Below are 25,962 nucleotides of genomic sequence, written 5' to 3'. Positions count from 1 at the left end.
AAACCTTTAAAATTAATTTGGAGATTCAACAAAATTTATTGGTATTAAAACACGGAAAAAGGAGGTGAATCCTGGTCAATTTAATACGTTTTGGTATTAATTGTTATACTTTAATATGACCAGGTTAATATGAGAGAAATAATTAAGATTATTTCAGAAATAGTAAATATTATGCATGATGTGATTATGAAAATAGCAGTTCGAATTGGTTGGGAGGCTACAGATAAGGATCTGCATCTATGGATAATTGGAGTAATTGGAATCATTTCTTTTTTTATCGTTCATGCTATTTTTAAAAAGTTGGCAAAATGGAGTATTACAAGCATTTCCTTTATTTATACTTTTACGTTAATTTTAGTTTTAGTATTTGCGATAGAAATACAGCAAGGGATAACAGGTAGAGGCAATATGGAATTTGCTGATGCAGTAGTCGGCATTTATGGATTTCTTATGTTTTTTGGATTTTATATTGCGCTAAGACTATTACGCTTTGCAATTGGCCACTCTGTAAAAAAAGAAAAAAAAGAGAACGATGAAAATATAAAACTAACTAGATTTAAAGGATAAAATATACTTTTTTCATAAAATTGATTTAATACATAGAGTTAGCTGCTGCACTAAAGGGTTAACAGCCAACCAATAAACCCAGCACCAATAAGTGGAAATATAAGATAGAGTAATGTTTGTTTGAAGCCTCGGAGAACAGAACGGAAACCCTTACTTCCTATTTAGTTACATATTCCCCTGTTTTTTGAAGTTTAGATTGATGACATTGGGTCCGACCCTTCTAACCGTTTTGTTAAAGAATTTTGAACAATTTAGGATATGGGTTGTTTATTTGGAAAAAGTTATATAATTAAATTGTGAAATATATCACATTTTTTAACTTCAGAGGAGGGTTTATCATGAAATCTGCAGTAGTAAGTTCAAAAGATCCCGGTAAAGTAGAGATTATTGACGTAGAACTACTAAATTAGGGACTGGTCAAAAATCTCTATGCCTATTACCAATGAATGCTCCAACCCCATGCTCATCAAGCTAAGGAAAATTATTCAAAAAACGCTATTTATAGTGACATTATGGAAATGATTGCGTTTTTAGAAGGTGTGGGGATCTTTTGGCCTAATTTCACATTAACATATTGTGACAATTATTGCTAAAGAGTATACTATCATCATCTTTAAGAAAAGAGGCTTTAACATGAAAGTAAAATTTATATGGATATGTTTACTGACATCTTCCCTACTTATCACAGGATGTAGTAACATGACTTCAACAGACACAAAAGAAAAAGAAGAAAAGAAAACTGCTGCACATGAAGTGAATTACAAAGATCAAAAAAATTGGGAGTTTGAATCAGGCGATACACAATCACCAATCGACATTGACACAACTAAGACACAGAAAATGAAAGACAGTGGAGCAATCGAACTTAACTATAATAGTGCTGTACTTGATGAAGTGGACAATGGCCACAGTATCCAAGTAGACGTTAATGGGACAGCAAAAATCGATGGTCGCAACTTTGATTTAACACAATTCCATTTTCATGCACCTAGTGAGCATAAAATTGATGGTAAGGAATATCCAATTGAAGCTCATTTTGTAAATAAAGCACAAGACGGTCGTCTAGCTGTAATTGGTGTGTTCTTCAAAGAAGGGGCAGAAAACCAAGGATTTAAAAAAGTGATAAATAGCATTAAAAAAGGGGACAAAAACACTTCTGTTGGTGAAATCAATATTGCTACAATGGTTCCTTCCAACAAAAGTTATTATCACTACCTTGGTTCATTGACTACTCCCCCACTTTCAGAAAATGTTGAATGGTATATCATGAAAAACCCAGTAGAAGTTTCAAAAGCACAAATAGAAGCTTTCCAAAGCTATTACAATAATAATAATCGTGACATTCAACCATTAAACGAACGTATAATATTAAAACACGAAGAATAAATATACTTGAAACTCCCCTACTAAACAAAAATTAAGTAGGGGGCTTTTGTTTTTGACAAGCACTAAACAAAGAAAGAATATGAACATTTAAAGGGATGATATTTTTAATGAACCCTATCATTTCAAATAAACTGAGTCTTTTCGCACAAGAGCTACAATATTTTTTATTTCCGCGGTACGGAGTTCTTTTCTCCGCCTCTCCTTTTCCCCGCCGTTGCGCTTTTTATAATGGGTCGCTTAATTAAGTATTTCTTACGTGCCTCCCTTGAACGAATGCAAATGAAGGAGGCCATTTGGAAGTATCAAATGCTGCATTATATACAATCCTACTATTTCACCTCTTAACTTTATTTCTCACATAAACTATTACTATTTTATTTTTGCCAAATTGATATTGGTATTTATTTCAATTTAAATATGATAGGATTGTATTTATATAAGCGGCTGCTCACTTTGCTTAAGGAGGAAAATTTATGTGTCCATACAGTGTAGAAGGGTTTCAAATAGAGACTGATAAAAATTCTTTGGACAAAGAAATGATTTTTAATTATTTACATAATGAAGCTTATTGGTCAAAAGAAATACCTAGACATTTAGTAAATAAATCGATTGAAAATTCCATTGTTTTTGGTGTGTTCGAAGAAGAAAATCCTTCAAAGAAGTTAATGAGGCAAGTAGGGTTTGGAAGAATCATTACAGATTTATCTACTTTTGCTTATTTAGCGGATGTATTCATATTACCAGAATGTAGAGGTTTAGGTTTAGGTAAATGGCTAGTGCATACCATGATAAACTATCCAGAAATTCAAGAAGTACGAAGAATATTATTGGCTACTATGGATGCCCATGGCTTATATAGTCAATTTAATTTTAACTATATTGAAAACCAACATTTATTCATGGAAATTTCTCAAAAAGATATCTATAAAAAGATTGCAAAAAAATAAAATAAACTTACTTATGCTTCTTCCTTATTATCCTTTGCTAGCATTCACTAATACTTTTGAGCTAAATATATGCTTTTTTATCTTTAAATGAAAAATCACAAAAAATTCCCCTTTTAGCCCCTAAATATGATACAATATAAATAATAAAATACAGAGTGCACTTGGAGGAGCCTGTCACCAAGGGATTTTTATGTCCTTTGGTTGTCGGGCTCTTTTTGTATTTTTTTATAAAAAAATCATGCGAAAGGTGGTAATTTACGTGTTAATACTTCAATTAGCCATTATTTTAATTGCCTCAAAAATAGCTGGCAGCCTTAGTGTGAGATTAGGGCAGCCTTCCGTTCTTGGAAAACTCCTAATTGGAATTGTGCTTGGTCCATCAATATTAGGATTAGTGACTGAGACAGAAACATTAGCTGAATTTAGTCAAATAGGTGTTATATTATTAATGTTTATTGCTGGATTGGAAACGGATATAGATGAATTTAAGCGAACTGGCAAAGCCTCTACTTTTGTAGGTTTTGGTGGGATTCTTATCCCACTTGGTTTAGGTTATTTTGCTGGTACCCTATTAAATCTAACAACGATGGAATCTTGGTTCTTAGGACTATTGCTGTCTGCAACAAGTGTAAGTATATCTGTTCAGGCACTAAAAGAGATGAACCGATTAAAAACACCTGAAGGAATGACTATATTAGGAGCAGCTGTAATTGATGATGTGGTAGTTATCATTGCATTGGCATTCTTAATGAGTTTTGCTGGTGGGGATGTTCAATTAACAACTGTTATTTTAAAGAAAGTTTTATTCTTTGCAGGAGCCATCCTTATTGGCTGGAAAGTAATTCCTTGGTTTTTAAACAAGTTTTCCACGTTAAAAGTAACAGAAACAGTCATTTCGTCTGCTCTTATTATCTGTTTTGTTTATGCTTACTTAGCAGAATTTACGGGGGTTGCTGCGATCATTGGTGCATATATTGCCGGCGTAGCCATTAGTGTAACAGATTTCAAACATGAAGTTTTTGAGAAAGTGGAAACAATCAGTTATTCCATCTTTGTTCCTGTATTTTTTACTTCAATCGGTATTACAGCACAATTTACTGGGATCACAAAAAATATAGGGCTTATCATTATCCTTAGTATATTAGCTATTTTAACTAAGTTAATTGGTGCTGCTATTGGTGCGAAAGCAGCTGGATTTGGCTGGAACAGCTCAATGGGAATAGGTGCAGCAATGGTTTCCCGTGGGGAAGTAGCATTAATTATTGCAGCTATTGGCTTAGAATCAAAGCTGCTAAGTCAAGACATGTTTGCCGTGATTGTTGTGGTGGTGCTTGTGACAACCATTGTAACCCCTCCAATGATGAAATGGTTTTTTAAATTAAATACGAAAAAGGGAACTAGTGCCGCTTAGCAAATAATTTTCCCCAAAAGTTAGCCCGTTTTAGTTGCTAAAGATTATTATGAATCGTAGTTAGAAATACGAATTTACTTAACCGTTTAAAAAACAAGAAGAAAAGAGACGATTGATAATGAAAACAAGAAATAAGCTGATGCGAATGTCAAAGGTGCTTTCTATGTCCTTTATCATCTTCCTTCAAATTTACTGGTATAAAATCCGAAGAAAGCCGAAAGAGGAATGGGAAAACCTTTGGGGGAAAATAGGAGAACGCTTTCGAAAAACTTTGTTTGAGTTAGAAGGTTTGCTTATTAAAATCGGGCAAATTCTCAGCACTCGTGCTGATTTGCTTCCTAAGGCATTTATACGTCAAATCGAAGATCTTACCGATAAAGTTCCTCCTTCCAACTGGAGTGAGATTCAGGAAATTCTGGAAGCAAAATGGGGAACATCCATTAATCAACATTTTCTTTCCATTGAAAAAACAGCTATTGCCTCCGCATCGATTGGAGAAGTTTATAAAGGGATTTTGACAGATGGAACAGAAGTTGCGATTAAAGTAAAGCGTCCCTCTATCGATTCCATTATACAAACGGATTTTCGTATTTTAGGTATAATCATTTGGTTTGCTGATCACCTTGTTCCGATTCCAAAAGGGTTTATTAATTTTAAAGTCCTATTGAAGGAACTAAAAGAAGTAATTGAACGTGAGCTTGACTATTCCAAGGAACTCGAAACCATCCTGTATTTTAAAGAGCGATTTAAAGAGGTGGAGATCGTACAGATTCCTTCTATTTATTCTGAACTTAGCACGTCCAATATACTTGTGATGGAATGGGTAGAAGGAACACGAATCACCAATACGGAAGCTTTAGATGAGCTAGCAGTAAGTCGACAAGAGTTGGCTCAAAGGCTTATCAAGGTGTTCCTTCCCCAATGGCTCGAGCCTGGTTTATTTCATGCAGATCCACATCCAGGAAATATTCTTGTATCAAAGGAAGGAAAGATCATCTTACTTGATTTTGGAATGATCGGAGAGATTACCAAAAAGGATGCGATTTATTTTCAAGCATTAATAGAAAGTTTTCTTTCAAAAAATTATGCTAAAGCAGTTGATTGCTTATCACATTTAGGATTTTTGCTCCCTGAAGCAGAATCAAGAACGATGGAACGATTATTAGCTGAATTTATGTCCTTTGAGCCCTCCCAATTAAAAGAAATGGATCTACTGGCATTAAAATTGGAGATGAACGATATCATTCAAGCACTGCCCATTCAGATTCCAACAAGATTTGTCTTTTTAGGCCGCTCCTTCGTAACGATTGAAGGAATTATCCTCAATCTAGCACCAGAGGAAGAACTCATCGACTTAGGAAAACCTGTTTTTATGGAATGGTTAAACAAACAAGGAAGTCAGAAATGGGCCTTTGTTTGGCAATGGATTCAGTCGCAGCCGATCTTTAAAATTTTTCATTCTGTTACGGAATTTTTAAATACACCACAAAAATTAGAACAGTTAAAGGAGATGGAGCAAAGAAGACAATTTCAATTTACGATTTATGAAAATAATAAAAAACATCTTTTCCAATTAATATTATTTGGGTTAGCAGGGGTTATAGCAGGCATCTATATCTCTAACGCTCTCATTTGGAAGCTGTCTGCCGGAATAACTGCCATCTCTTTTATCGGATACTTTCTCTTTAGTTATAAATTGAAAAAATGGATGAAGTACATGCATGAAAAACGAAGAGATAGATGAGATATGGAATTATCACATTAAATGCGTTGGTAAAATGAATGTAAGAAATAACAATAATCCTAAACAGAAATTGACTGATTTTATATACTGCTTTTTTACTATTTCCCAAACTGAAAAAGGCAGAATTTGCCCGAAGATGGATGAATTCTGCCTTTTACTTTTTTCTTTGCTGCCAACTAGAAGTGTATATGATATACATTTACTTGATAGAATTGCAAGTCTAATTTTAAGTATTTTACGTTAGAGCCTGAAGGCTTAAATGTTACATAAAAGCAACAGTATTTTAAAGATATGATTACTTTTTCCAATTACCCTTTAATTCGACACTCTGACTTGTTAAAATTACTAATATTGCAAATTTTTATAAATTGGGGGATTTTTATGCAGAAGAAGTTTATTATCTCTTTCATTTTAATTGCTTTGGTTATAGTTTCGGGAATATTTATTATTACTAATAATAATAGATTAGAGAAAACAAATGTAGATTCCTTAAAAGAAACAGGAAAACAGTTTGATACTGAACAAGAAGCTTTAGAGTATGCCAAAAAGCAAACACCTAATATTGTAGAGATCATAGATGAAACAAAGTTAGTCGATAATGAAAAAGTTGTAGTATATAAATTTAAAAAGAACGAGGAAATAGGTGTAGGTACTGGTACTTTAACTTGGAAAGATAAAAAATTTATTTGGAACAAAAATGGTGATGATACTGTTATTTATAACACTGCTGATAAAACTTCCACTACTATCTCAGGTGACGTTAAGACTCCTTCTGGTAATAAATATAAATTATATGCTGGAATCGCAGACTCAAAAAACATTATAATCGAGACTGAAACTGATGAAAATATAGTTCCTCATATTAATAAAAAATCAAAAATATATTATCTATTAGTTCCTAGTTTAGAATAATGCTATCAAAAAATGCTTTTACATATAAAACCTTTTTTGTTAATTTTTTTATATATTAACTTTGAAGGGGGAATTTTATATTGAAATCTAAGAAGTTTGCTGTTCTTTTAACTGCACTTGCTTTGGGAATAAGCCTTTCATTTGGAACTGCGTCAAAAGGGTATGCAGCAGAAGAAGAACAAAATATCAATCTTAGCCAACCAAATGTTGAAAAATTCTATGATGAGGAATTAGGTGCTGAAATAACACCTTTTAAAACAACTGAAAATGGACTTGTTCCTGTTTCTGAAGAAGAGTACAAAGAATCTACTAATTTAACAGAAAAAGAGGATTTAGCGAACGAGTTTATTAGTACAGACAAAACTCCACAAGATCCTACAATAACTCCTTATGCTGATGTTGATTTAAGAACTTGGGTTTATAAAGAGAGTTCAGCAACAAAGTATTATGGCAACCCTATCAAAGTTTCAGCAAGTATAGATTGTACTACTTCAAGTTGTAGAGTTGATAAACAATGGCAAGCAACTGTTTCTAAATCTTATAGTGTAAGTGCATCATCAGAAATTAAAGCTATAGATACAGGTGCTAGTTTTTCTTTAACTTCGGCAAAGTCTTCTTCAAGTACATATTCATTTACAATTAATAAAGGTCAGGCTGGTTATATAGTTTTTAAACCATATAAAAGAAAATCGACAGGTACATTAACACAGTACTCTACAGTTTACGGAAAAATTAAAAGTAAATCAGGGTATGCAAGATCTGCAATTAAGTTGCGTACTGGAGAGGCCGATGGATAGTATACTTTCGTTTATACAAAGAAATAGTTAATAGATTATTCAATGGCCATAGTATTCTTGAGTACTGTGGTCATTTTAATTTTTACATCGCCAATTGGTACAACAGCTGAAGATCGTTGTCATGGATTAAAATTAGTATTCTAGTCCCCATTTTAATGTTGACTGAAATTTTACAAATAATGAGAACCTTATATTTGAAATTTATATCGGTGAAAGATAGACTGTAAGTGAACTCAAATGCAAAAGGAGAGTGTAAAATGAATTTTGTTACATTAAACAACGGTTTAAAAATGCCTCAGCTTGGATTTGGAGTTTGGCAAGTGGAAGATGAACAAGCGACCACTGCAGTTGCAAAAGCAATCGAAGTCGGTTATACATCCATTGATACAGCCATGATTTATAAAAATGAAGCAGGCGTTGGGAAAGCAATTAAAGAAGCTTCCGTTCCTCATGAAGAATTATTTATTACGACAAAAGTTTGGAATAGTGATCAAGGCTATGAAAATACACTGCGCGCATTTGATGAAAGCTTAGAAAGATTAGGCCTTGATTATGTTGATTTATATTTAATTCACTGGCCTACTCCTGAATTTGATGAATATGTAGATACATATAAAGCATTAGAAAAGCTTTATAAAGATGGACGAGTAAAAGCAATTGGCGTTTGCAACTTCGAAATCGAACACTTAGAACGAATTTTAAAAGAATGTGAAGTAAAGCCTGTATTAAACCAAGTTGAATGTCATCCATATCTATCGCAAAATGAGCTGAAGGAATTTTGTGCAAAATATGATATCTTTGTGGAAGCATGGAGTCCTCTTGACCAAGGTGGAGAAGTGCTGCAAGACGAAGTGATTAAAAAGATTGCGGAGTCCCATGGCAAAACTCCAGCTCAAGCAGTACTTCGCTGGCATTTGCAAAATAATTCGATTGTCATCCCTAAATCTGTAACCCCATCAAGAATCGAAGAAAACTTTAACGTGTTTGACTTCGAACTAACTGCAGAAGAAATGAGCCAAATTAATGCATTAAATAAAGATAGACGCAAAGGACCACATCCAAACGAACTGCATATGCGATAAGATAGTATAAAAGATCGCTCCAGTTTATGAACTGGAGCGATCTTTTTTAGGGGTCAGACCCCTATGCTAAATCCTCAAACTCTCTGGAGATCCTCTCCAACGCCTCTTTTACTATCGGTCTAGGAGATGGAATGCAAATTCTTTGGTGAGAAATCCCTTCTTCGCCAAACATGCTGCCATCTTCTAATAAAACGTTGGCTTTGTTGTAGATGCGATCATGTACTTCTTCTGGTGAAATGCCGTATCCGCTGAAATCCAGCCACATAATATATGTTCCTTCTGGAATAGCCACTTTTACCTTTGGCATTTTTTCAGCTAAAAACTCTTTTACCATTACCATCGTACCGTCAATATACTCTTTTACATCTTCCAGCCATTCTTCCCCATCATTGTATACAGCGATAAGCGCTGCAATGGTAAAAGGAGATGCCATTTGATGCCCCATTGTTTTCTTCAATCTATTTCGCAGCTTAAGATTTGGAATGACCATATTAGTACAATGAAGTCCCGCTACATTAAAGGTTTTATTAATCGCTGTACAAGTGATAATATGATCATTATTTTCTGCAATTTTTGCTATTGGAATAAATGTTTGATCCCTTCTAATTAAATCACCGTGTATTTCATCTGCCACAATTAACACATTGTTCTCTGTGCAAATTTTAGATAATTTTTTCAACTCTTCCTCGTTAAAAATTCTTCCCGTAGGATTATGAGGATTGCACATTATAAACATTTTCGTCGTACTTTCTTTTGCCTTTTCTTCAAAATCATCAAAATCGATGGTGTAATAACCTTCACTATTACATACAAGTGAATTATTTAACAGCTTTCGATTATTATTTTCAATAGCAAACGTAAATGGAGGATACACAGGACGCTGAATAATAATACCATCCCCCTCTTCTGTGAATGCCCGTACTGCCATATTAATTGCATGAACTGTTCCAGGACTGTAGACAATCTCTTCTTTTTTTATATCCCAATCATGCCTTTTTTTAAACCAGTTTTGGATAGCATGATAATATTCATCAGGAAAAAGAGAATAACCGTATATCCTGTTATCAACGGTTTTATGCAAAGCATCTACTAAGCCTTGCGGAACAGGCAAATCCATATCGGCAATAAATAATGGGATTGTGTCGTCATCAAATCTTTCTGTCAGCTTCATTGCCTTAATGATTTTGCCGCCATCCCATTTTACAGAATAGGTATTTCGACGATTTACTATTTCATCAAAATGATGAATCATACTATCCACACTCCTCTATTCCTTTATAATTTTTTCAACTATATTCACCATAAACAAATTTTATAGAGAGTTCAATGAAAGACAACTCAAACTTCGTACCTTTAAATTCGTTTGCAAATCTTGATATGACTCGGTTTAGAACAATAAAAAGGGAAGCTTGTTTTTTATTGTTGAGGTTGCTTTCCACTACGGGTTGCTTCGCTTTCCGCGGGGTGGGAGCTGAGCCTCCTCGGCTTTGCCTTGCGGGGTCTCAGCCTTCCCACATTTCCCGCAGGAGTCTTCGCACCCTCCGTTACAAGCAACTTGTTTTAAAATAAGTTCTTGTTTTCGAATTTCATTGCAAGGTATTATTGCTAAACAATAGTAGCGTTGATTTTTTTCATGTTATTATTCAACGTTGTTCTACCAAAAAGTGCCGCTTGAGTCTATTTCTATAAGGTGGGTGTTTTCACCAGTTCAGCGACAACAACTAATTGATAAAACGGCTTAATTGAAGTGGAAGGTGCGAGACTCCTGTGGGATTAGCGGGTTAGATGAGACCCCGCAGGCGCAAGCGCCGAGGAGGCTCATCGCACGCCCCACGGAAAGCGAGTACCTGAAACGGAAAGTAAGCCCCTATTTGTAAGGAATAATGTTTGCAAAAAAAACACCCTAAAAGACTAATCAATCACCCTTTTCTAATTGCTCTAAACCAAGTTATGGCAATACATGAAGAGGAATTTATAACTGCGAAGTTTGAGAAGACAATTAATAAATTTTTGCGTTTCCTCTTGTATACCAGAGAAAAATAAACTATACTACAATTAGTGATTGATCAATCACTAATTATTAATCTAAAAAATAGAGGATGAACGACCATGCCGAAACCATCTGCAACTTCAGCCAATCGTCAATCACAAATCATTTCGGCAGCGATTGAGATTTTTGCCGAAATGGGCTACTACAGGGCTACTACAGCAAAAGTTGCTGAGAGAGCCGAAATTTCTCAGCCATATGTGTTCAAGTTTTTTTCTACTAAAGAGGAGCTGCTGATCGAAGCGTTAAAAGTATCATGGAAACGGATCATGGATTCTTTCCGTAAAGTCATTGATTCAGCTCCAGCCAACCGGTTAGAAGGTGAACTAATTGCCTCTTATGAACAGATCATGAATGCTCATCGCAATGAAATTCTCTTACAAATGCAGGCACAGTCTATTCAAGAGAACTCGATTATGCAGGTAATGCAGGAGGGATTCAGAGAAATCAGGCAAATGGTATATAAGGCTTTCCATGATGCTGGCATCACAAATCCTGGAGAACGAACTTTGCTGTTTCTGGCGAAAGGCATGCTGTGCAATATATCCATGTCGCTGCATTTGCCAGAGCTAATGAAAATAGACGAATAAAAGCGTCTATTTTTTAATCAAAAATAGTGATTGATTAATCACTAACTATAAAAATAAGGAGTGTGCAAATAACGATGGAAAAAGCAATCGTATTAGGAGCGACAGGCGGAACAGGGTCGGCAATTGTTGGGGAATTAATGAAAAGAGACATCCCTACCATTGCTTTTGGACGTTCATTGGATAAACTCATTAAGCTAAAAGAGTCTTACGGGAATCCAGAGCATCTGACTCTTCAGACTGGAGATGTTTTTCAAGTAGAGGATGTTTATAAAGCAGCATTGGAAGCAGATGTGATTTTTCAATGTGCAGCGGTTCCGTACAACAAAATGGAAGACCAGCAGCTCCCTTTAGGAAAGACTGTTCTTGAAGCAGCCAGCAAACTGAGGACGAAAGTTGTATTTGTAGATGGCATCTATCCTTATGGGCGTGCTGAGACAAAATATGTTAATGAAGAACATCCTAAAAATCCCCATACGAAAAAAGGGAAAGTGAAGCTCGAATTCGAAAAGCTAATCTTTCATTCCCGTTGGAATCAGTCGAAGCGTCTCATTGTAAGGCTGCCAGATTATTACGGCCCTACCGCAAACAAAAGCTCCTATTTGGGAATGACAATGGAAGCTATTGCAGAAGGCAAAACAGCAATGTTCATTGGAAATATGACCGTACCGCGTGAATACGTCTATTTGCCTGATGCTGCTGTTATGATTGTCCAACTAGCGAGCAAGGATGAGGCCTACGGTCATAATTGGAACATTCCGAGTGCTGGTGTTATATCAGGTAGAGAGTTTGTTCAACTTGCTCAAAAAGCAAGAGGGATCGCGAAGCCCATCATTCCATTACGAAAAGCATCGTTAACTTTTATCGGCATGTTTAACCCGATTATTCGCGAGATTGTCGAAATGCTGTATTTAACAGAGGAGCCAGTCATTTTAGATGGAAGCAAATACGAACGGCTTGTCGGACCGATTCCGGCTACTCCGTATAAAAAAGGTATTGAAGAAACCATTCAAGCACTAGTAAAGTTAGAAAAAGAAAGACATTGATGAAAAACCATTTCTTGACCTATACTTTTCTTATTCATTTTTTCTTTTTCGAACACTAGTGATTCTGACCTCATTAATCCGCAAATCCTGCAAGTAATACAGCGGCTAAGAAAATGATTTGCAGGATGGTCCGAAGCACGATCGGTGTTGCGGGCTTTCCTGCAATCGCAAGCCCTTCTTTTGCGGCACGTATATTCGCTGGAAACATCGCCAAAAGCAAAAGCGAAAGACTGATAGAAGCAAACTTTGATGCAGCAGGAAGAATAATACCAATTGCCCCAATCAATTCAATACAACCGGTCAGTGTAACCAATAAATCAGGTTTCGGAAGCAACGGTGGAACCATCTTGATTAAATCAGGACGCCTTTTCCCCCAATGGGCAGATGCTGTTAAAAGAAACATACATGCGACCGCAAATTTTAAGGCTATGACCCAATGATCAAAATAAGACAATCCGACGATTCCCAATACACGAAACAATAAGAACGAGCCAACAAGCACGAAAAATGGAGCCATTCATCCTCTCTCCTTTACTAATAAGGTGTATAAATCATTAAGTATAAGACAACGATCGGCAGCAAGGTAGCTGCTATTTCGCCTGCCTTTCTATTTATTTTTTGGCTTTAGCATATCGACGATAAAACCGGCAAAATCAGAAATTCCAAATGTAGTAAGATCCGATTGGAATGATGTCCGCATACGGTATCCATACGATAACAATACAAATAACTCCGCTGTTTTCTCGGCATTTATATTTTGGGAAATAACGTCATTTTCTTGTCCAATCACGATCCATTGCTTAGACGTTTGCACCGCTTGCTCGTAAAATTGCTGAATCACTTCACTTACTGCTGGTTGATCACTCTTTCCAAGCAGATAAACGAAGATTCGATTCGTAACATTATTAGGATCAGCTAGGGTCGACAATTGATTGGCAATCACCTGCATTGGAGCTTCAAACTGCCTTCCTTTTTCCAGAATCGCATCAAAAAAACGGCTATTTGTCTCCTTAAGACTAGCTTCAAGAACGAGGGCAAATAATTCGTCTTTCCCTTTGACATAATGAAAGATCGCTCCTTTGGAAAGCCCTGAGCGCTCCATAATGTCATTTAATGTTGTTTGACTGCATCCCTTCTCCCGAATGAGCGCTTCAGTCGTATCCAACAATAATTTTTTTGTCTGCTGTCGTTTTTGTTCCCTCTTCATTTTTACTCCTTTCTTTATAAATGATCATAAGCTTAATTGCATTATACAAACCGACCAGCGGTTTGTAAATATATTTTAAACATGATACTCCATTCTTTATATTATAGATTGTTGCTTTTAGACGCGCAGCCTGAATACACTTCGTCCGTTTAGCGAGCGTCGAGCCTCCTCGTCGCATACGCTCAGTCTTTCTCGCATTCCCACAGGAGTCTACGTGTATTCAGTCTGCTGAGTACTAATTACTATTTATGTTTCTATTTTCTTATGTGAATATTTAGTGACATTATAATTGGTGAAGAGGAGATTGGTAGGATGGACACTTTATTTTGCTGAACAAGAAAATAGCTATAATAGTCGACTTATAGGCATCTCAAAAGAGGTGCCTTTTTTCGTTACAGAAAATTATTCTGATTCTAACTTATTACAGCAAGATTTGGAAAGTCTATCGAACAATATTTTGTTAATTTATTAATATCAAAATAAATAAAAGAAATAGAATGAAGGAGTAAAGCGAAATTAAAATTCTGAATCAATAGGCAGTTTTTTGATAGGTACATAGATGTGATAGGCTGAATTAAGATTATGAAGGTTATCAAAAACTTGTATAAGTTCGATATGTGAATTCTCCGTTTCATGCTTTGAAATTTTTAAAAACCTTGCAAAATCGGTAATGAAAACATCTCCTATCTCAAGAAGATCACCAAAATATTTGAATTTGGCACAAAAGAGTTTCGGGACATCAACGGTAAAATAATGGGGTTTATCTATTTGTATATCATGCGGAATCCCGAACAAAACCTTAAAACGGGTTGAATTTGGTTGACAGTTTGAATAGATGACATAACATGAACCATTTATTGTTGCATCAATGTCATTCAAGAGCATGTTTGAATAAGAACGAATCTTCGTTTTGTAATCGTCAGTAGCTAGATCAACTTCAAAGGCTACGCCACATATTGTAATTGTTTCGAATTCCGTCAAGGTGAAGTCGGTAACAACATCACCATTGATGTTTTTAATGGATCTATTCACGACTGCTGGTATAGGCACCTGAGATATGGTCTGACCTTTTGCCCTTAACGTGCTTGGAGCTATACCGTATTGGCGTTTGAAAGCGCGGGTGAATGATGATGGAGTTCCAAAGTTGAGCTGATAAGCAATCTCTGTTAGAGATAAGTTATCGTTCTGAATAAATGTTAGTGATGTATTCAATCTTCTGGATAGTATGTAATTGTTTAATGAACAACCCATCATGGCAGAAAAAAGTCTATGAAAATAGTATTTGGACATGTTGAAGGTATTGGCAACAGACTCCAGTGATAAAGGCTGTTGTATATTTTTCTCAATATATATTAAAGCATCTTCTATTACTTCATAGTGTTCCATGATATCACCCTATATCAAGTGTTTTTCAAAATATTTTATAACTAGTTTAACATATGAACTTTGGTAAGTAATTATTTCTAGGAGGTAAAATAATGACACAAGACAGAAGAAATGGAATTATAATAGGTATTTTTTATATAGTAGCTGCGGTTGCTTCAATCATAGCTGTTGTCTTTTATGAACCCGTATTGTCAGAGCAATGGTATAAGACTGTGGCGAATGGATTTAAAACGAAGGTTTTGGTCGGTGTAATAAATGATCTTTTGCTCGTAGTGACGGCAATTGGGACAGCGGTTATGCTGTTTCCTTATATTCGACGTTGGAATGAACATATTGCATTAGGGTACCTTTGTTTTCGATTTATGGAAGCTGTTTTTATTGCAATAGGTGTGGTAAGTATACTAGGATTATTGCATTTAAGTATATATTATGCAGCAGAGGGTTTAGCGAGTGAAGAAAATCTTCTCACTCTAGGTTTAGTGTTGCAAGGTTTTCATCGTTGGACTTTTATGTTAGGTCCGAATTTCATGTTGGGCATAAATACAATCATGTATAGTTATTTACTCTTTAGAACAGGTTTAGTGCCCAAACAGTTAGCGCTATTTGGTATGATTACAGCTGTTTTAGTATTCATAGCTGGCTTACTAGAAATGTTTGGCATTGTAGAGCCTTTCTCTGCAGTAAAAGGACTCCTTGCTCTACCCGTGGGCATTTATGAGATGAGTTTGGCAATCTGGTTAATTGTGAAGGGCTTTCATAAGCAAAAACTTGAAAAACTAGAAGCGAATTAATGTTATGTTTTTAAATTTATTACTAATGGAGAAGCAACGGAGGATGGGAATGACGGAACCATGTTTCCTGAAACCATCCCGTCAATACTCCTGCATACGTCATGACTGACAGACTATGAGGTTTGAAGTACAGGTAGATTCGGCAGAACGAAGGATGAAGCCATTCTTTAAGAAAAAGAAAAGGTATGTCAACGGATTTGCCGCACGGCTGAAAAACTAGATATGGTGAGAATCGTCCCGCTATAAAGGGACGGACGAGCTTATTTCAATATAAGTATGGTAGGATTGTATTTATATGAGGGGGATGACACTTTACTTGAGGAGGAGAATTTATGAGTCAATACAGTAGAGAAGGATTTAAAATAGAGACTAATAAAAATTCTTTGGACAAAGAAATGATTTTTAATTACTTACATAATGAGGCTTATTGGTCAAAAGGAATACCTAGACATCTAGTAAATAAATCGATTGAAAATTCCATTGCTTTTGGTGTATTCGAAGAGGAAGTTCCTTCAAAGCAGTTAATAAGGCAAGTAGGATTCGGAAGAATTATTACAGATTTATCCACTTTCGCCTATTTAGCGGATGTATTTATATTGCCAGAATTTAGAGGTTTTGGTTTAGGGAAATGGCTAGTACATACCATGGTAAACTATCCAGAGATTCAACAAGTACGAAGAATCTTATTAGCTACTAAAGATGCCCATGGCTTATATAAGCAATACAACTTTAACTTCATTGAAAACCAACATTTATTTATGGAGATTACTCAAAAAGACATTTATAAGAAAATGTCAAACAAATAAACCAAGGTGCTACTGTGGTATAAAAGTAAACTTTTTACCATAGCAGCACTTAGATTGATTTGCGTTAAGTATGGCAATAATTTCACTAGTCTAGTAGTTGTCTCAATGACAACTTAGACATAAATAAACTCGGAGGCTATAATAAACTCTTAAAAAAGTAGGTGTATATCGTGGAAGAATTTTTAAAGCAAATTGTAAACCAATTAAATTCGTTGGAAAATAGATTTGGTTCATTAGAAAATAGATTTGATTCATTAGACAATAGAATGGGATCATTGGAGGAAGGTCAAAAAGCTCTAATTGCAGATCAGAATGAAATGCGAAAAGAAGTTGGATTCTATTACGGAAGCATGATGAAAAAACTTGATGAAACAAAAACAGAATTAAGCAGCGAAATCAAACAAGTTTCTACTATTCAAAAACAACATCAAAGTGTATTAGACTACTTAAATGAAAAGCAATAAATTGTCCTCCTTTCAAGAACCTCAGGTAGCAAACCTAAGGCACCAAGTAACCTCTTCGGCTGAAGGTTCACATATATCCTACACTATAACAATCCAAACACATACGAATAGCCTTGCAGAAACAACCGCCAAAGGCTACTTTAATTATTCACTTTTACATTAAAGCAACAAGGGTCAGGCGTACGAGCCCTGACCCCTTTCCTATTACTTTGACCCCTTCACTTCAATTGGAATCAAAGCATGTTCAATTCTTTCTCTATAAGGTTCATATTGCGATGGCAGCATTAATGCCGTCCCCATTGTTTCTTCTGATTCATCATGGGCAAATCCTGGAGGATCTGTAGCGATTTCAAATAAAATCTCGCCATGCTCTCTAAAGTATATGGCATTGAAATAATTTCGATCTTTAACAGGTGTAACGTCATACCCGTTTTTTTCTACGTGTTTCTTCCAGTCTAATTGATCCTGATCATCTTTTGCACGCCATGCAATATGATGAACCGTACCGGCCCCCATATTTCCATGGCCAATGGAAGTTAATTTCAAGTCAATGATATTCCCAATATCACCAGAGGCTCTGAAGCGAACAAAATCTCCTTCTTCACCAACTTTTGTAAGACCCATGACGCTTTCTAGCAGTTCAGCTGTTTGTTCTGGTTTTGCTGACAAAAGCACCGCTCCTCCGAATCCTTTAATCGCTACGTCAGGTGTCACCCCTCCAAAGCTCCAAGTATTGTTTTCCCCTTCTTCTCTTTCCACTAATTCCAAATGCAATCCGTGTGGATCATCAAACTCTAAATATTCCTCTCCAAACCGCTGCATTTTGCTATATGAAATATGAAACTGATCGAGTCTTTTTTCCCAAAATGCTAAGGCGCCTTTTGGAACGACATAAGATGTCACTCCTACTTGCCCATCTCCAATTTTTCCGCGATGCGCGCCTGGCCATGGGAAAAACGTAATAATCGTTCCTGGCTTTCCTCCATCATTTCCAAAATAAAGGTGATATGTTTTCGGATCATCAAAATTCACGGTTTGCTTTACTAAACGCAACCCTAACACTCCTGCATAAAAATCGACATTTTCCTGAGGGTGGCCGACAATAGCTGTAATATGGTGAATACCCATTGATTGTTTTGACATTTTGTTTCATCCTTTCTTTTTGAGGGGTCTGACCCCTTTTTTATTTCAAATTAAAGTATCTTCATTTCGAGATATTTTAGAATAAAAAAGCATCTATTGCATATTGACCTGGACCGATAAGCGCAATCCCAATCGCTGCTGCTATTAATGTTAAGTTATACTCATATCCATTTTGAGTTGCCCAAAGCCCATTTGCACCGTGAACCTTTGCAATTGCCATTACCATTGTTGCTGCTATAAGAATTCCTCCAATAGGTGTCAGCAACCCTGCTGCAAATAAAATTCCACCAATTAACTCTGATAATCCAGCGAATAATGCTACTGTGTAACCAGGTTTCATCCCAATGGATTCAAACCATCCGCCTGTTCCTTTTAAACCATAGCCGCCAAACCATCCAAACAGCTTTTGAGCACCATGACCAATAAATAATAATCCAATCACCAATCGAATAACTAATAATCCTAAATCCATCATCTTTTTTTCCTCCTAAATAATATGTTTTTTATCCCATTTTTTCAAGTAAGCTAATGATTATTTTTTTCTCTTCAAGATTTATTTCTCGAAAAAGCGCCTGAATACATTTTCCATGATCAGGAATACATCGATCCATTAAGGCTTTCCCTTTAACCGTAATAGACACATGAACAGTTCTTCGATCCTTGCGACAATCAGTTCGTTCTAATAACTCTCTTTCCTGCAGCTTATCAATGACATAGGTCATCGAACTACTTGCAAGGAAAGCGCCTTTTGAAATTTGCTGAACCGTTTGTTTCCCTTTTTGATACAGTATTTCTAATACTGAAAACTCTGTTAATGTTAAACCGTATTTTTGTAAATTGATTTTCATCTTATTCTGAATGGACCTTGCTGCTTTAAAAAGCATCGCAGAAGTTTTAAGCGCTAATTCTTCATTCATCTCAGCCCCCCTAGCAATTTATCTCGAATTAAATTATCTTGAATATGAGATAATAATATTACAGAGATTATATAAAGTCAATCCTTTTGAAAATTTTTTTTAAAAAAATGCTTTTTTCGTATAGATTGTTGCTTTTAAACGCGCAGCCTGTATACACTTTGTCCGTTTAGCAAGCGTCGAGCCTCCTCCTCGTCGTATACAGCTCCTATGGTATAAACGAGTCAAAGGGAGACCCAACAGAGGAGGCTCTCGAACCGCCCACGGAAAGCGTACGCCTGGAGTCGAAATTAACAGCTAAGTTTAAAAGAGCCAAAAAAGACTGTAGGAAAACTCACCTTAATAAGAGGGTTGTCTACAGTCTGAAATACATGTGTTATACATGCGTTTACTTCTATTTAAATCTCTTTCAAAAATTGCAGGATGATATCATTAAGTCCAGGAAGATTTTCGTGTCCAAAATCGGGAAATATCTCTAGGCGCTTCGGAGAATTTATTTTGTTATAGGCAGCAAACTGCGTAGATGGAGGACAAATCGTATCCATCAATCCCGTTCCCATTAAAACCTCTCCCTGAATTCTTGAAGATAAATGTTGGATATCAATATAACCAAGCTTTGTAAATATCTCCTTTTCCCTTTTATGCTGAGGATCAAACTTGCGAAAATAAGTACGAAGCTCTTCATAAGCATTTTCTGCCAAATCCATCTCCCATACCCGCTTATAATCACTTAAAAAGGGATAGACTGGCGCTAACCTTTTAATTCGTGGTTCAAGCGCTGCACACGCAATCGTTAAAGCCCCGCCTTGTGACCATCCTGTAGCGGCAACACGATCAGGGTCAACTTCGGGCAAATTCATGACAATGGAAGCAAGCTGTGCAGCATCTAGAAATATATGACGAAATAATAAATGATCAGGTTCGTCATCCAACCCTCTAATAATATGGCCTTGAAAAGTATTTCCTTTGACACCTCCTGAATCAGTTGAGTTCCCGCCTTGTCCTCGACAATCCATCGCAAATACCGAAAATCCAAGAGCAGCGTATACTAATTTTTCAGACCAATCGCCAGAGTTGCCAGAATAGCCATGAAATTGAATAACAGCTGGATGAGGTTTAGGCAATTCCTTTGGTTTCACATATTTAACATGAATCCGCGCTCCTCGTACACCTGTAAAATATAGATCATAACAATCAGCAAAAGGAACCTGAAACTCACTAGGAATAAGTTCAACATTTGCATCATCCAATCTCATTTCTGCAAGAGCTCGATCCCAGTAGTCATCAAAATCTGCTGGTCGAGGATTTCTGCCCTCGTATCTTTTTAATTCTTCTAAAGGAATATCAATTAGTGGCATCTAAACTAACTTCCTTTCATCTTTTTCTACTACCTATTTATGTCATACTCCTTTATTCAAAATAGTTCAAGAAAAAAGTGGAAGAATTCAAATAGCGAAGTTCAATTCTATCCTCAGCGTATTTGAGCGAAAAATAATCTTAACTATAAAAATATAAAAAAATAACCATCACCTCAATTTAGGGACGGTTATTTTTTCGTCTAATTTATTTCATATTAAAGAAAGTTATCTTTATTTTTCCGCTGGTTCATCTCTTGAAATCATATACGATTCGGTGATGGATAATGGTTCTATTTGTTTTGCACCATAAACAAAATAATACAAAATAGATGCGATAAAAATAATGCCAATTACATTCGTTAAGGAAACATCCATTCCAAAAATGGACATTGAAGTGGTAAAGACACTGTATCTTACTATACTATATAGACAGATTAAACCAAGTATTAGAGCTATTCCTGGAACAATTGGATAGGTTACTTTAAATGGACGTTCCAGATTCGGTTCTTTTTTACGCAAAATAAAGAGTGATATCATACTGATGCAATACATCATGACAGCACCAAAGACAGATAAAATAATTAAAGCATTGGCAAATGTTGCAGAACCTGCACAAATGACAGCAATAGCTCCCGGCAATAATAGACCCCAAACAGGTACGCCCTTTTTATTGACTTTAGCTAGCACACGTGGGAAATAACCGTCCCTTGCCAACGCGTAAGTTTGTCTTGAGTAGCCTAAAATAATCCCATGCAGACTGGCAATTAATCCAAATAAGCCAATAATCGCTACAACGGTTGGAATCACACTGCCCTCTCCATATACAGATGATAATGCTTGTGGCAATGGATAATCGGCTGGCTTTCCGCTTCCGCCTCCTAAACCTGCTGTTACAAATAACGTAAACAACGTCGCTATCGCTAATGTTAAAATCCCGCTAATAAATCCTTTTGGAATATCTTTTTTTGGATTTTCTACCTCTTCCGCTGCCATAGCACCGCCTTCAATCGCTAAATAAAACCAAACAGCAAATGGTATCGCTGCAAAGATGCCTGTTCCCCCGTTTACAAAGGAAGCATCATTAAAAATATTGTTCATTTTAACATGAGGCAATCCCATTACATAATAAATAGCCAAACCAATTAAAGCTACAATCGTTGCAACTAATTCAATTACTGCTGCTTCTTTCACTCCGATTAAATTAATTAAAATGAAAAAGATAAACACGCCAACTGTCGCATAAACTGGATTAATGGCAGGAATTAAAAAGTGAAGATAGGCTCCTGTTGAAACCGCAATAGCTGGAGGAGCAAAAACAAATTCTAATAAACAAGCGATCCCTGCTATAAATCCACCGAAAGGCCCTAATGCACGCCTCGCATACGCAGACGGTCCGCCAGCATTTGGAATAGAAGTGGACAGCTCTGAATAGCTAAAAATAAACGTCGTATAGAAAACTGTAACAATAACAACTGCAATGGCTAAGCCAATAATTCCACCTTGTTCAAATCCATAATTCCAGCCAAAATATTGTCCAGAAATAACCATCCCTACCGCAATCGCCCATAAATGAATCGGTTTTAAATGTTTTTTCAGCTCATTTGTTTGCATATACTTTCTTCCCCCTTAAATAACTAGGCCTACGCCACTTGTTTTTTGTTTCAACATTTGACTAATAATCGTCCCCATATGAGCAGCTGCCTCAATAGGCGGAGTCCCTCTTCGATGAATATTGGAGATCACCATTCTGTCAGACTCTTTCGTTCCTTTTCGCGGCTTGTAGCACATATAAGCACTAAGAGAATGGGCGCAGACTAATCCAGGACGCTCGCCAATTAATAGAATAAAAGCTTCTGGTTTTACTATTTCTCCAATTGCATCCATACACCCAACTCTTCCACCTTTAACAAAGAAAGGAGTTCCTGCTTTTAATTCATAGGAATCTAGTGAATCAAGCAATGCTGGATAGACATCCATGATATTTTCTTCAATTGCATTGGCACTTAATCCATCTGAGACGACAATTTGGACTTGAGGATGCTGCAAACAACGCGCTTGAATCGTCTTTTTCCCTTCTTCTGATAAAATTCTCCCTTGATCAGGACGTTGTAGATATCTTTCTTTCGTTTCATAGCAAGTTTCAATGGAAAAGAGGTTTAACTGTTCCAGCAACTCGTTTGAAACTTCCCCATATACCGTATCAACAGCTGCTGCATGATCAACTCGAAATGATAAATAGTCTTTTGTTAAAGGCCTTGTCCCTGTTCTTCCAACTCCAATTCGAGCTGGAGTAAATTTCTTCAAATTTAACAAAGGATCCATTTCTTCAAACTTTCTCATACCTTTCCCCTCCTAAACTTATGCTTTTTTTAAAAATAAAGTAGGATCACCAGCAATCTTGGTTAACTTTCCTCCTTCTGTAATTCCTTGTTTTTCAAGCCATCGTGAAAATTCTGGAGTTGGACTTAAACGAGCAACACTGCGTAGTGTCGCAATATCATGGTAGCTTAACGATTGGTAATTCAGCATACAATCGTCTGCCATTGGCACACCGATGACAAAGTTGACCCCAGCTGAGGTCAATAGCATGCTAAGATTGTCCATATCATTTTGATCTGCTTTCATATGATTCGTGTAGCAAACATCCACCCCCATCGGCAAACCATGCATTTTTCCCATAAAATGGTCTTCCAGCCCTGCACGAATTACTTGCTTGCTGTTATACAAATATTCCGGCCCAATAAACCCAACAACTGTGTTTACCATAAAGGGCTGATAATGTTTTGCAAGTCCGTAGCACCTTGCCTCTAGCGTGACTTGATCAATGTCAAAATGTGCTTCAGCGGATAATTCAGAACCTTGGCCAGTTTCAAAATACCACCGGTTTGGACCAACTGCAGATCCTTTTTCACGAATCAGCTCTGATGCTTCATTTAGCATAGAACCAGAGATTCCAAATGATTCATTGCCAGCCTGTGTGCCAGCTAAGCTTTGAAAAATAAGATCAGCAGGAGCTCCTTTTTCAATCGCTCTCATTTGGCTTGTAACATGGGACAACACACAGTTTTGGGTTGGAATCGCAAACTGGTTGATCACATCCTTCGTTTCACATAATAGACCATAAATATTATCCGTCGTATCAATCACCGGATTAATGCCAATCACAGCGTCCCCTACTCCATAACTCAACGCTTCATACAGGGATGCACGCATCCCATGTAAATGATCAGATGGATGATTTGGCTGTGCTCGTGAAGCCAATACTCCTTTTTGGCCAATTTTTGTTTGACAATGGGTAATGACCTTTATTTTGGAAGCGGCTTGAATTAAATCCAAATTGGACATAATTTTTGCCGCAGCGGCAATCATTTCACTTGTTAATCCCTTGCTGAGATACAAAAGGTCGCTGCCGCTCTTTTGATCATTTAGGATATACTCTCTCAAGTCAGCCACTGTCCAATTTTTAACAGTCTCATAAACTTTTTCATCGACATTTTCCTCAATGATTCTTGAAACCTCATCCTGTTCTGGAGGAAGCAATGGATGAATTCGAATTTCTGCCAACGTGATGTTTGCTAATACGATCTTTGCTGCCATCCGTTCTTTCATATTTTCAGCGCTAATGCCTGCTAGCTGGTCGCCCGAACGCTCTTCATTCGCTTTCGCCATGATTTCTTTTAAACTACGAAACTGATAGGTGTTGCCTAATAGATTCGTTTTTTTATACATTAATATCACCTCAGGTTATTTTCATTTTACAAAATTCACATGAAGACGCGTTCCTCGTCTTCACCTTCTAACATGGAAAAGGCAGATTCTAACCTAATAAAGGCGGCTTCCAACCTTAATAAGGGTAAAAAACAAGCTACTAAGCACTATCGGTCGTTTTGTTCCCATTAAATTGACGTAGCTCCGTCCCCTTTTCCATTAAAAAGCCAACGTTTTAATCGAAATCGAAATTGCCTCTTTGGCTACGGGCAGCCCTAAGTCAATGTAGTCTCCGTAAGTGAAATCAATTTGATCTATGCAAATAACGTGAAGCTTCTGTTTCCCCCTTTTCGCCAAAGCTTGTCCTAACGCCTTAGCCATATCATTTTCACAAATGACCACCAGCTTTCCTGCATCTGGAAAATTAGTGGTAAACTGTTCATAGAGCGATTGAGCCAAGCACTGCAGCATTTTATATGTGCAATATGGAACGGATGATAAAGCAATCGCAAATGGAGGATCCTGCTTCTCATCATATAGTTTCTTTGCTTGGACTACGGCATCTTGTAAACGGATTTGAAAGGATTCGCTATGCCATTTTCCGTTTTCTGCGACAGGCACCTTTACCATCGGAATATTTTTAAGCGGCAAAAGAGAATCCTCAACAAACACGGTTGCACCGCTTACCTCCGTATTTTGCATTCCAGCTCCAATGACAGTAGCTCGTGTCGTTTCAGCTGCTTTTTTGATTGGCACCACATATTTTGGAGCAACAGCCTTTAACACAGTAGCAAGTAATGGTCCCATATCTCCATGCTTTGTCACTTCTTTTAGTTGACTGATTTGTTCATCCATCATTTGACCAATTCCACCTGAAACAAAGATTTCATTGATTGGATAAATCGCTCTAGAAGGCGGCTCTAGCAACAATAACTGCGCCTCAAATTTTGGTGAACCAGTTAGATAGGAAAGCATACTTTCGTTCATGCAAATGGTCAATTGTTTAAGCTTTTCAAAATCAGCAACTCCCCCAACTTCCAGGTTAAAATGATTGGCTTTAAGCCAAGGCTTTATATGTGGTGAAATGTATTGGATTTCCCCATCATCACTTAGCCGTATGAGCCTGCCTCCAATATGAAAAGTAAATGACTGAATGGCTCTTCCATATTGAAATAACGCAACATTTGCGGTGCCTCCACCTATATCGACATTAGCCACAACCCCTTCAATTTCTTGGGAACGCTGCATTGCTCCTGATCCTTTTCCCGCTAAAATCCCTTCTAAATCAGCGCCTGCTGTGGCAACAACAAAATCACCTGCACGGTCCGCTAAATAGTGAATAAGCGTTTGAGCGTTCTCTTTTTGAGCCGTTTCACCCGTTATAATAACGGCTCCCGCTTTTACATCCGTCAAGCTTGTATGGGACACTTCATACTCCTCGGCTAATAACGAAGCTAAGTGATCCATATCAATTTCATATTCATTCTTTAATGGAGTTGTATAAATAGGACTAGTATACATAATTTTGCGGTCAACGATTTGACATGTTGGAAGGCTGAATCGATCACCCTGTTCCCCAATAAGCAAGTGGCTTACAATAAATTTAGTTGTGCTTGTTCCAATATCAATTCCAATACTTGTTATCCATCTATCACTCAT

At 36.7% G+C, this 25,962-nt stretch carries 25 protein-coding genes; 13 read left to right on the top strand and 12 right to left on the bottom strand.

All coding sequences use genetic code 11. The features are described from left to right. Nucleotides 1-129: 129 nt before the first annotated feature. The 8 genes from ACTYA4_RS02765 to ACTYA4_RS02730 all read left to right on the top strand — a co-directional run bounded on the left by ACTYA4_RS02765 (nt 130) and on the right by ACTYA4_RS02730 (nt 8,846). Nucleotides 130-567, top strand: coding sequence for a hypothetical protein (locus tag ACTYA4_RS02765; RefSeq protein ID WP_443482109.1), 438 nt, complete (start codon nt 130-132; stop codon nt 565-567). A gap of 699 nt (nt 568-1,266) precedes the next feature. After that, nucleotides 1,267-1,953: a carbonic anhydrase gene (locus ACTYA4_RS02760; RefSeq protein WP_443482108.1), complete on the top strand. Its 687-nt coding sequence runs from the start codon at nt 1,267-1,269 to the stop codon at nt 1,951-1,953. Between the two features lie 473 nt (nt 1,954-2,426). Then, entirely contained in the window at nt 2,427-2,900 is a 474-nt protein-coding gene (locus ACTYA4_RS02755; protein WP_443482107.1) for a GNAT family N-acetyltransferase, read from the top strand. A 259-nt stretch (nt 2,901-3,159) separates the two neighbouring features. Next, the gene (locus ACTYA4_RS02750) at nt 3,160-4,311 is read left to right on the top strand and encodes a cation:proton antiporter (RefSeq protein ID WP_443482106.1); all 1,152 of its coding nucleotides are present in this window, start codon (nt 3,160-3,162) and stop codon (nt 4,309-4,311) included. A 118-nt stretch (nt 4,312-4,429) separates the two neighbouring features. After that, entirely contained in the window at nt 4,430-6,055 is a 1,626-nt protein-coding gene (locus ACTYA4_RS02745) for an ABC1 kinase family protein (RefSeq protein WP_445505479.1), read from the top strand. 381 nt (nt 6,056-6,436) lie between these two features. Beyond that, nucleotides 6,437-6,967, top strand: coding sequence for a hypothetical protein (locus ACTYA4_RS02740; protein WP_443482104.1), 531 nt, complete (start codon nt 6,437-6,439; stop codon nt 6,965-6,967). An 80-nt stretch (nt 6,968-7,047) separates the two neighbouring features. Further along, nucleotides 7,048-7,764: a DUF6060 domain-containing protein gene (locus tag ACTYA4_RS02735; RefSeq protein ID WP_443482103.1), complete on the top strand. Its 717-nt coding sequence runs from the start codon at nt 7,048-7,050 to the stop codon at nt 7,762-7,764. A 257-nt stretch (nt 7,765-8,021) separates the two neighbouring features. Then, complete coding sequence (locus ACTYA4_RS02730; RefSeq protein ID WP_443482102.1) at nt 8,022-8,846, top strand: aldo/keto reductase; 825 nt, start codon at nt 8,022-8,024, stop codon at nt 8,844-8,846. A gap of 61 nt (nt 8,847-8,907) precedes the next feature. Here the strand turns inward: ACTYA4_RS02730 and ACTYA4_RS02725 are convergent, their stop codons facing one another. Further along, a complete protein-coding gene (locus tag ACTYA4_RS02725; RefSeq protein ID WP_445505478.1) occupies nt 8,908-10,098 on the bottom strand; it encodes a MalY/PatB family protein in 1,191 nt (396 codons plus the stop codon). 857 nt (nt 10,099-10,955) lie between these two features. On the opposite strand from ACTYA4_RS02725, the gene ACTYA4_RS02720 reads away from it, so the two are divergent. Together ACTYA4_RS02720 and ACTYA4_RS02715 are read left to right on the top strand one after the other, a co-directional pair. Beyond that, nucleotides 10,956-11,483, top strand: a complete 528-nt coding sequence (locus ACTYA4_RS02720; protein ID WP_443482100.1) for a TetR/AcrR family transcriptional regulator — start codon at nt 10,956-10,958, stop codon at nt 11,481-11,483. 74 nt (nt 11,484-11,557) lie between these two features. Beyond that, nucleotides 11,558-12,526, top strand: a complete 969-nt coding sequence (locus ACTYA4_RS02715) for an NAD-dependent epimerase/dehydratase family protein (protein ID WP_443482099.1) — start codon at nt 11,558-11,560, stop codon at nt 12,524-12,526. 73 nt (nt 12,527-12,599) lie between these two features. On the opposite strand, the gene ACTYA4_RS02710 is transcribed toward ACTYA4_RS02715, so the two are convergent. The 3 genes from ACTYA4_RS02710 to ACTYA4_RS02700 all read right to left on the bottom strand — a co-directional run bounded on the left by ACTYA4_RS02710 (nt 12,600) and on the right by ACTYA4_RS02700 (nt 15,119). Further along, entirely contained in the window at nt 12,600-13,043 is a 444-nt protein-coding gene (locus ACTYA4_RS02710; RefSeq protein ID WP_443482098.1) for a DoxX-related protein, read from the bottom strand. A 90-nt stretch (nt 13,044-13,133) separates the two neighbouring features. Then, nucleotides 13,134-13,733: a TetR/AcrR family transcriptional regulator gene (locus ACTYA4_RS02705; RefSeq protein WP_445505477.1), complete on the bottom strand. Its 600-nt coding sequence runs from the start codon at nt 13,731-13,733 to the stop codon at nt 13,134-13,136. A 516-nt stretch (nt 13,734-14,249) separates the two neighbouring features. Further along, nucleotides 14,250-15,119, bottom strand: coding sequence for a helix-turn-helix domain-containing protein (locus ACTYA4_RS02700; protein WP_443482095.1), 870 nt, complete (start codon nt 15,117-15,119; stop codon nt 14,250-14,252). 92 nt (nt 15,120-15,211) lie between these two features. Between ACTYA4_RS02700 and ACTYA4_RS02695 the strand changes: the two genes are divergently transcribed. The 3 genes from ACTYA4_RS02695 (at nt 15,212) to ACTYA4_RS02685 (ending at nt 17,180) form a co-directional block, all read left to right on the top strand. Beyond that, complete coding sequence (locus ACTYA4_RS02695; protein ID WP_443482094.1) at nt 15,212-15,910, top strand: DUF4386 domain-containing protein; 699 nt, start codon at nt 15,212-15,214, stop codon at nt 15,908-15,910. Between the two features lie 332 nt (nt 15,911-16,242). Further along, nucleotides 16,243-16,716, top strand: coding sequence for a GNAT family N-acetyltransferase (locus ACTYA4_RS02690; RefSeq protein WP_443482093.1), 474 nt, complete (start codon nt 16,243-16,245; stop codon nt 16,714-16,716). A 170-nt stretch (nt 16,717-16,886) separates the two neighbouring features. Then, nucleotides 16,887-17,180, top strand: coding sequence for a hypothetical protein (locus ACTYA4_RS02685; RefSeq protein WP_443482092.1), 294 nt, complete (start codon nt 16,887-16,889; stop codon nt 17,178-17,180). Between the two features lie 204 nt (nt 17,181-17,384). On the opposite strand, the gene ACTYA4_RS02680 is transcribed toward ACTYA4_RS02685, so the two are convergent. From ACTYA4_RS02680 to ACTYA4_RS02645, 8 genes are all read right to left on the bottom strand, one after another. Continuing rightward, nucleotides 17,385-18,323, bottom strand: a complete 939-nt coding sequence (locus ACTYA4_RS02680; RefSeq protein ID WP_443482091.1) for a ring-cleaving dioxygenase — start codon at nt 18,321-18,323, stop codon at nt 17,385-17,387. Nucleotides 18,324-18,399: 76 nt separating this feature from the next. Then, nucleotides 18,400-18,798, bottom strand: coding sequence for a DoxX family protein (locus ACTYA4_RS02675; RefSeq protein ID WP_443482090.1), 399 nt, complete (start codon nt 18,796-18,798; stop codon nt 18,400-18,402). A gap of 28 nt (nt 18,799-18,826) precedes the next feature. After that, on the bottom strand, nt 18,827-19,240 hold the full coding sequence (locus ACTYA4_RS02670) for a MarR family winged helix-turn-helix transcriptional regulator (protein ID WP_443482089.1): 414 nt from the start codon (nt 19,238-19,240) through the stop codon (nt 18,827-18,829). A 395-nt stretch (nt 19,241-19,635) separates the two neighbouring features. Further along, a complete protein-coding gene (locus ACTYA4_RS02665; RefSeq protein ID WP_445505476.1) occupies nt 19,636-20,595 on the bottom strand; it encodes an alpha/beta fold hydrolase in 960 nt (319 codons plus the stop codon). Nucleotides 20,596-20,826: 231 nt separating this feature from the next. Continuing rightward, complete coding sequence (eat, locus tag ACTYA4_RS02660) at nt 20,827-22,206, bottom strand: ethanolamine permease (protein WP_443482087.1); 1,380 nt, start codon at nt 22,204-22,206, stop codon at nt 20,827-20,829. Nucleotides 22,207-22,221: 15 nt separating this feature from the next. Beyond that, the gene (eutC, locus tag ACTYA4_RS02655) at nt 22,222-22,935 is read right to left on the bottom strand and encodes an ethanolamine ammonia-lyase subunit EutC (RefSeq protein ID WP_443482086.1); all 714 of its coding nucleotides are present in this window, start codon (nt 22,933-22,935) and stop codon (nt 22,222-22,224) included. An 18-nt stretch (nt 22,936-22,953) separates the two neighbouring features. Continuing rightward, nucleotides 22,954-24,324: an ethanolamine ammonia-lyase subunit EutB gene (locus ACTYA4_RS02650; protein WP_443482085.1), complete on the bottom strand. Its 1,371-nt coding sequence runs from the start codon at nt 24,322-24,324 to the stop codon at nt 22,954-22,956. A gap of 198 nt (nt 24,325-24,522) precedes the next feature. Beyond that, nucleotides 24,523-25,962: an ethanolamine ammonia-lyase reactivating factor EutA gene (locus tag ACTYA4_RS02645; protein WP_443482084.1), complete on the bottom strand. Its 1,440-nt coding sequence runs from the start codon at nt 25,960-25,962 to the stop codon at nt 24,523-24,525.

It is taken from the genome of Niallia yueguangensis, assembly GCF_052663115.1.
Note: the sequence above shows the minus strand (reverse complement) of the source record. Positions and strands in the feature narration are given on the sequence as shown.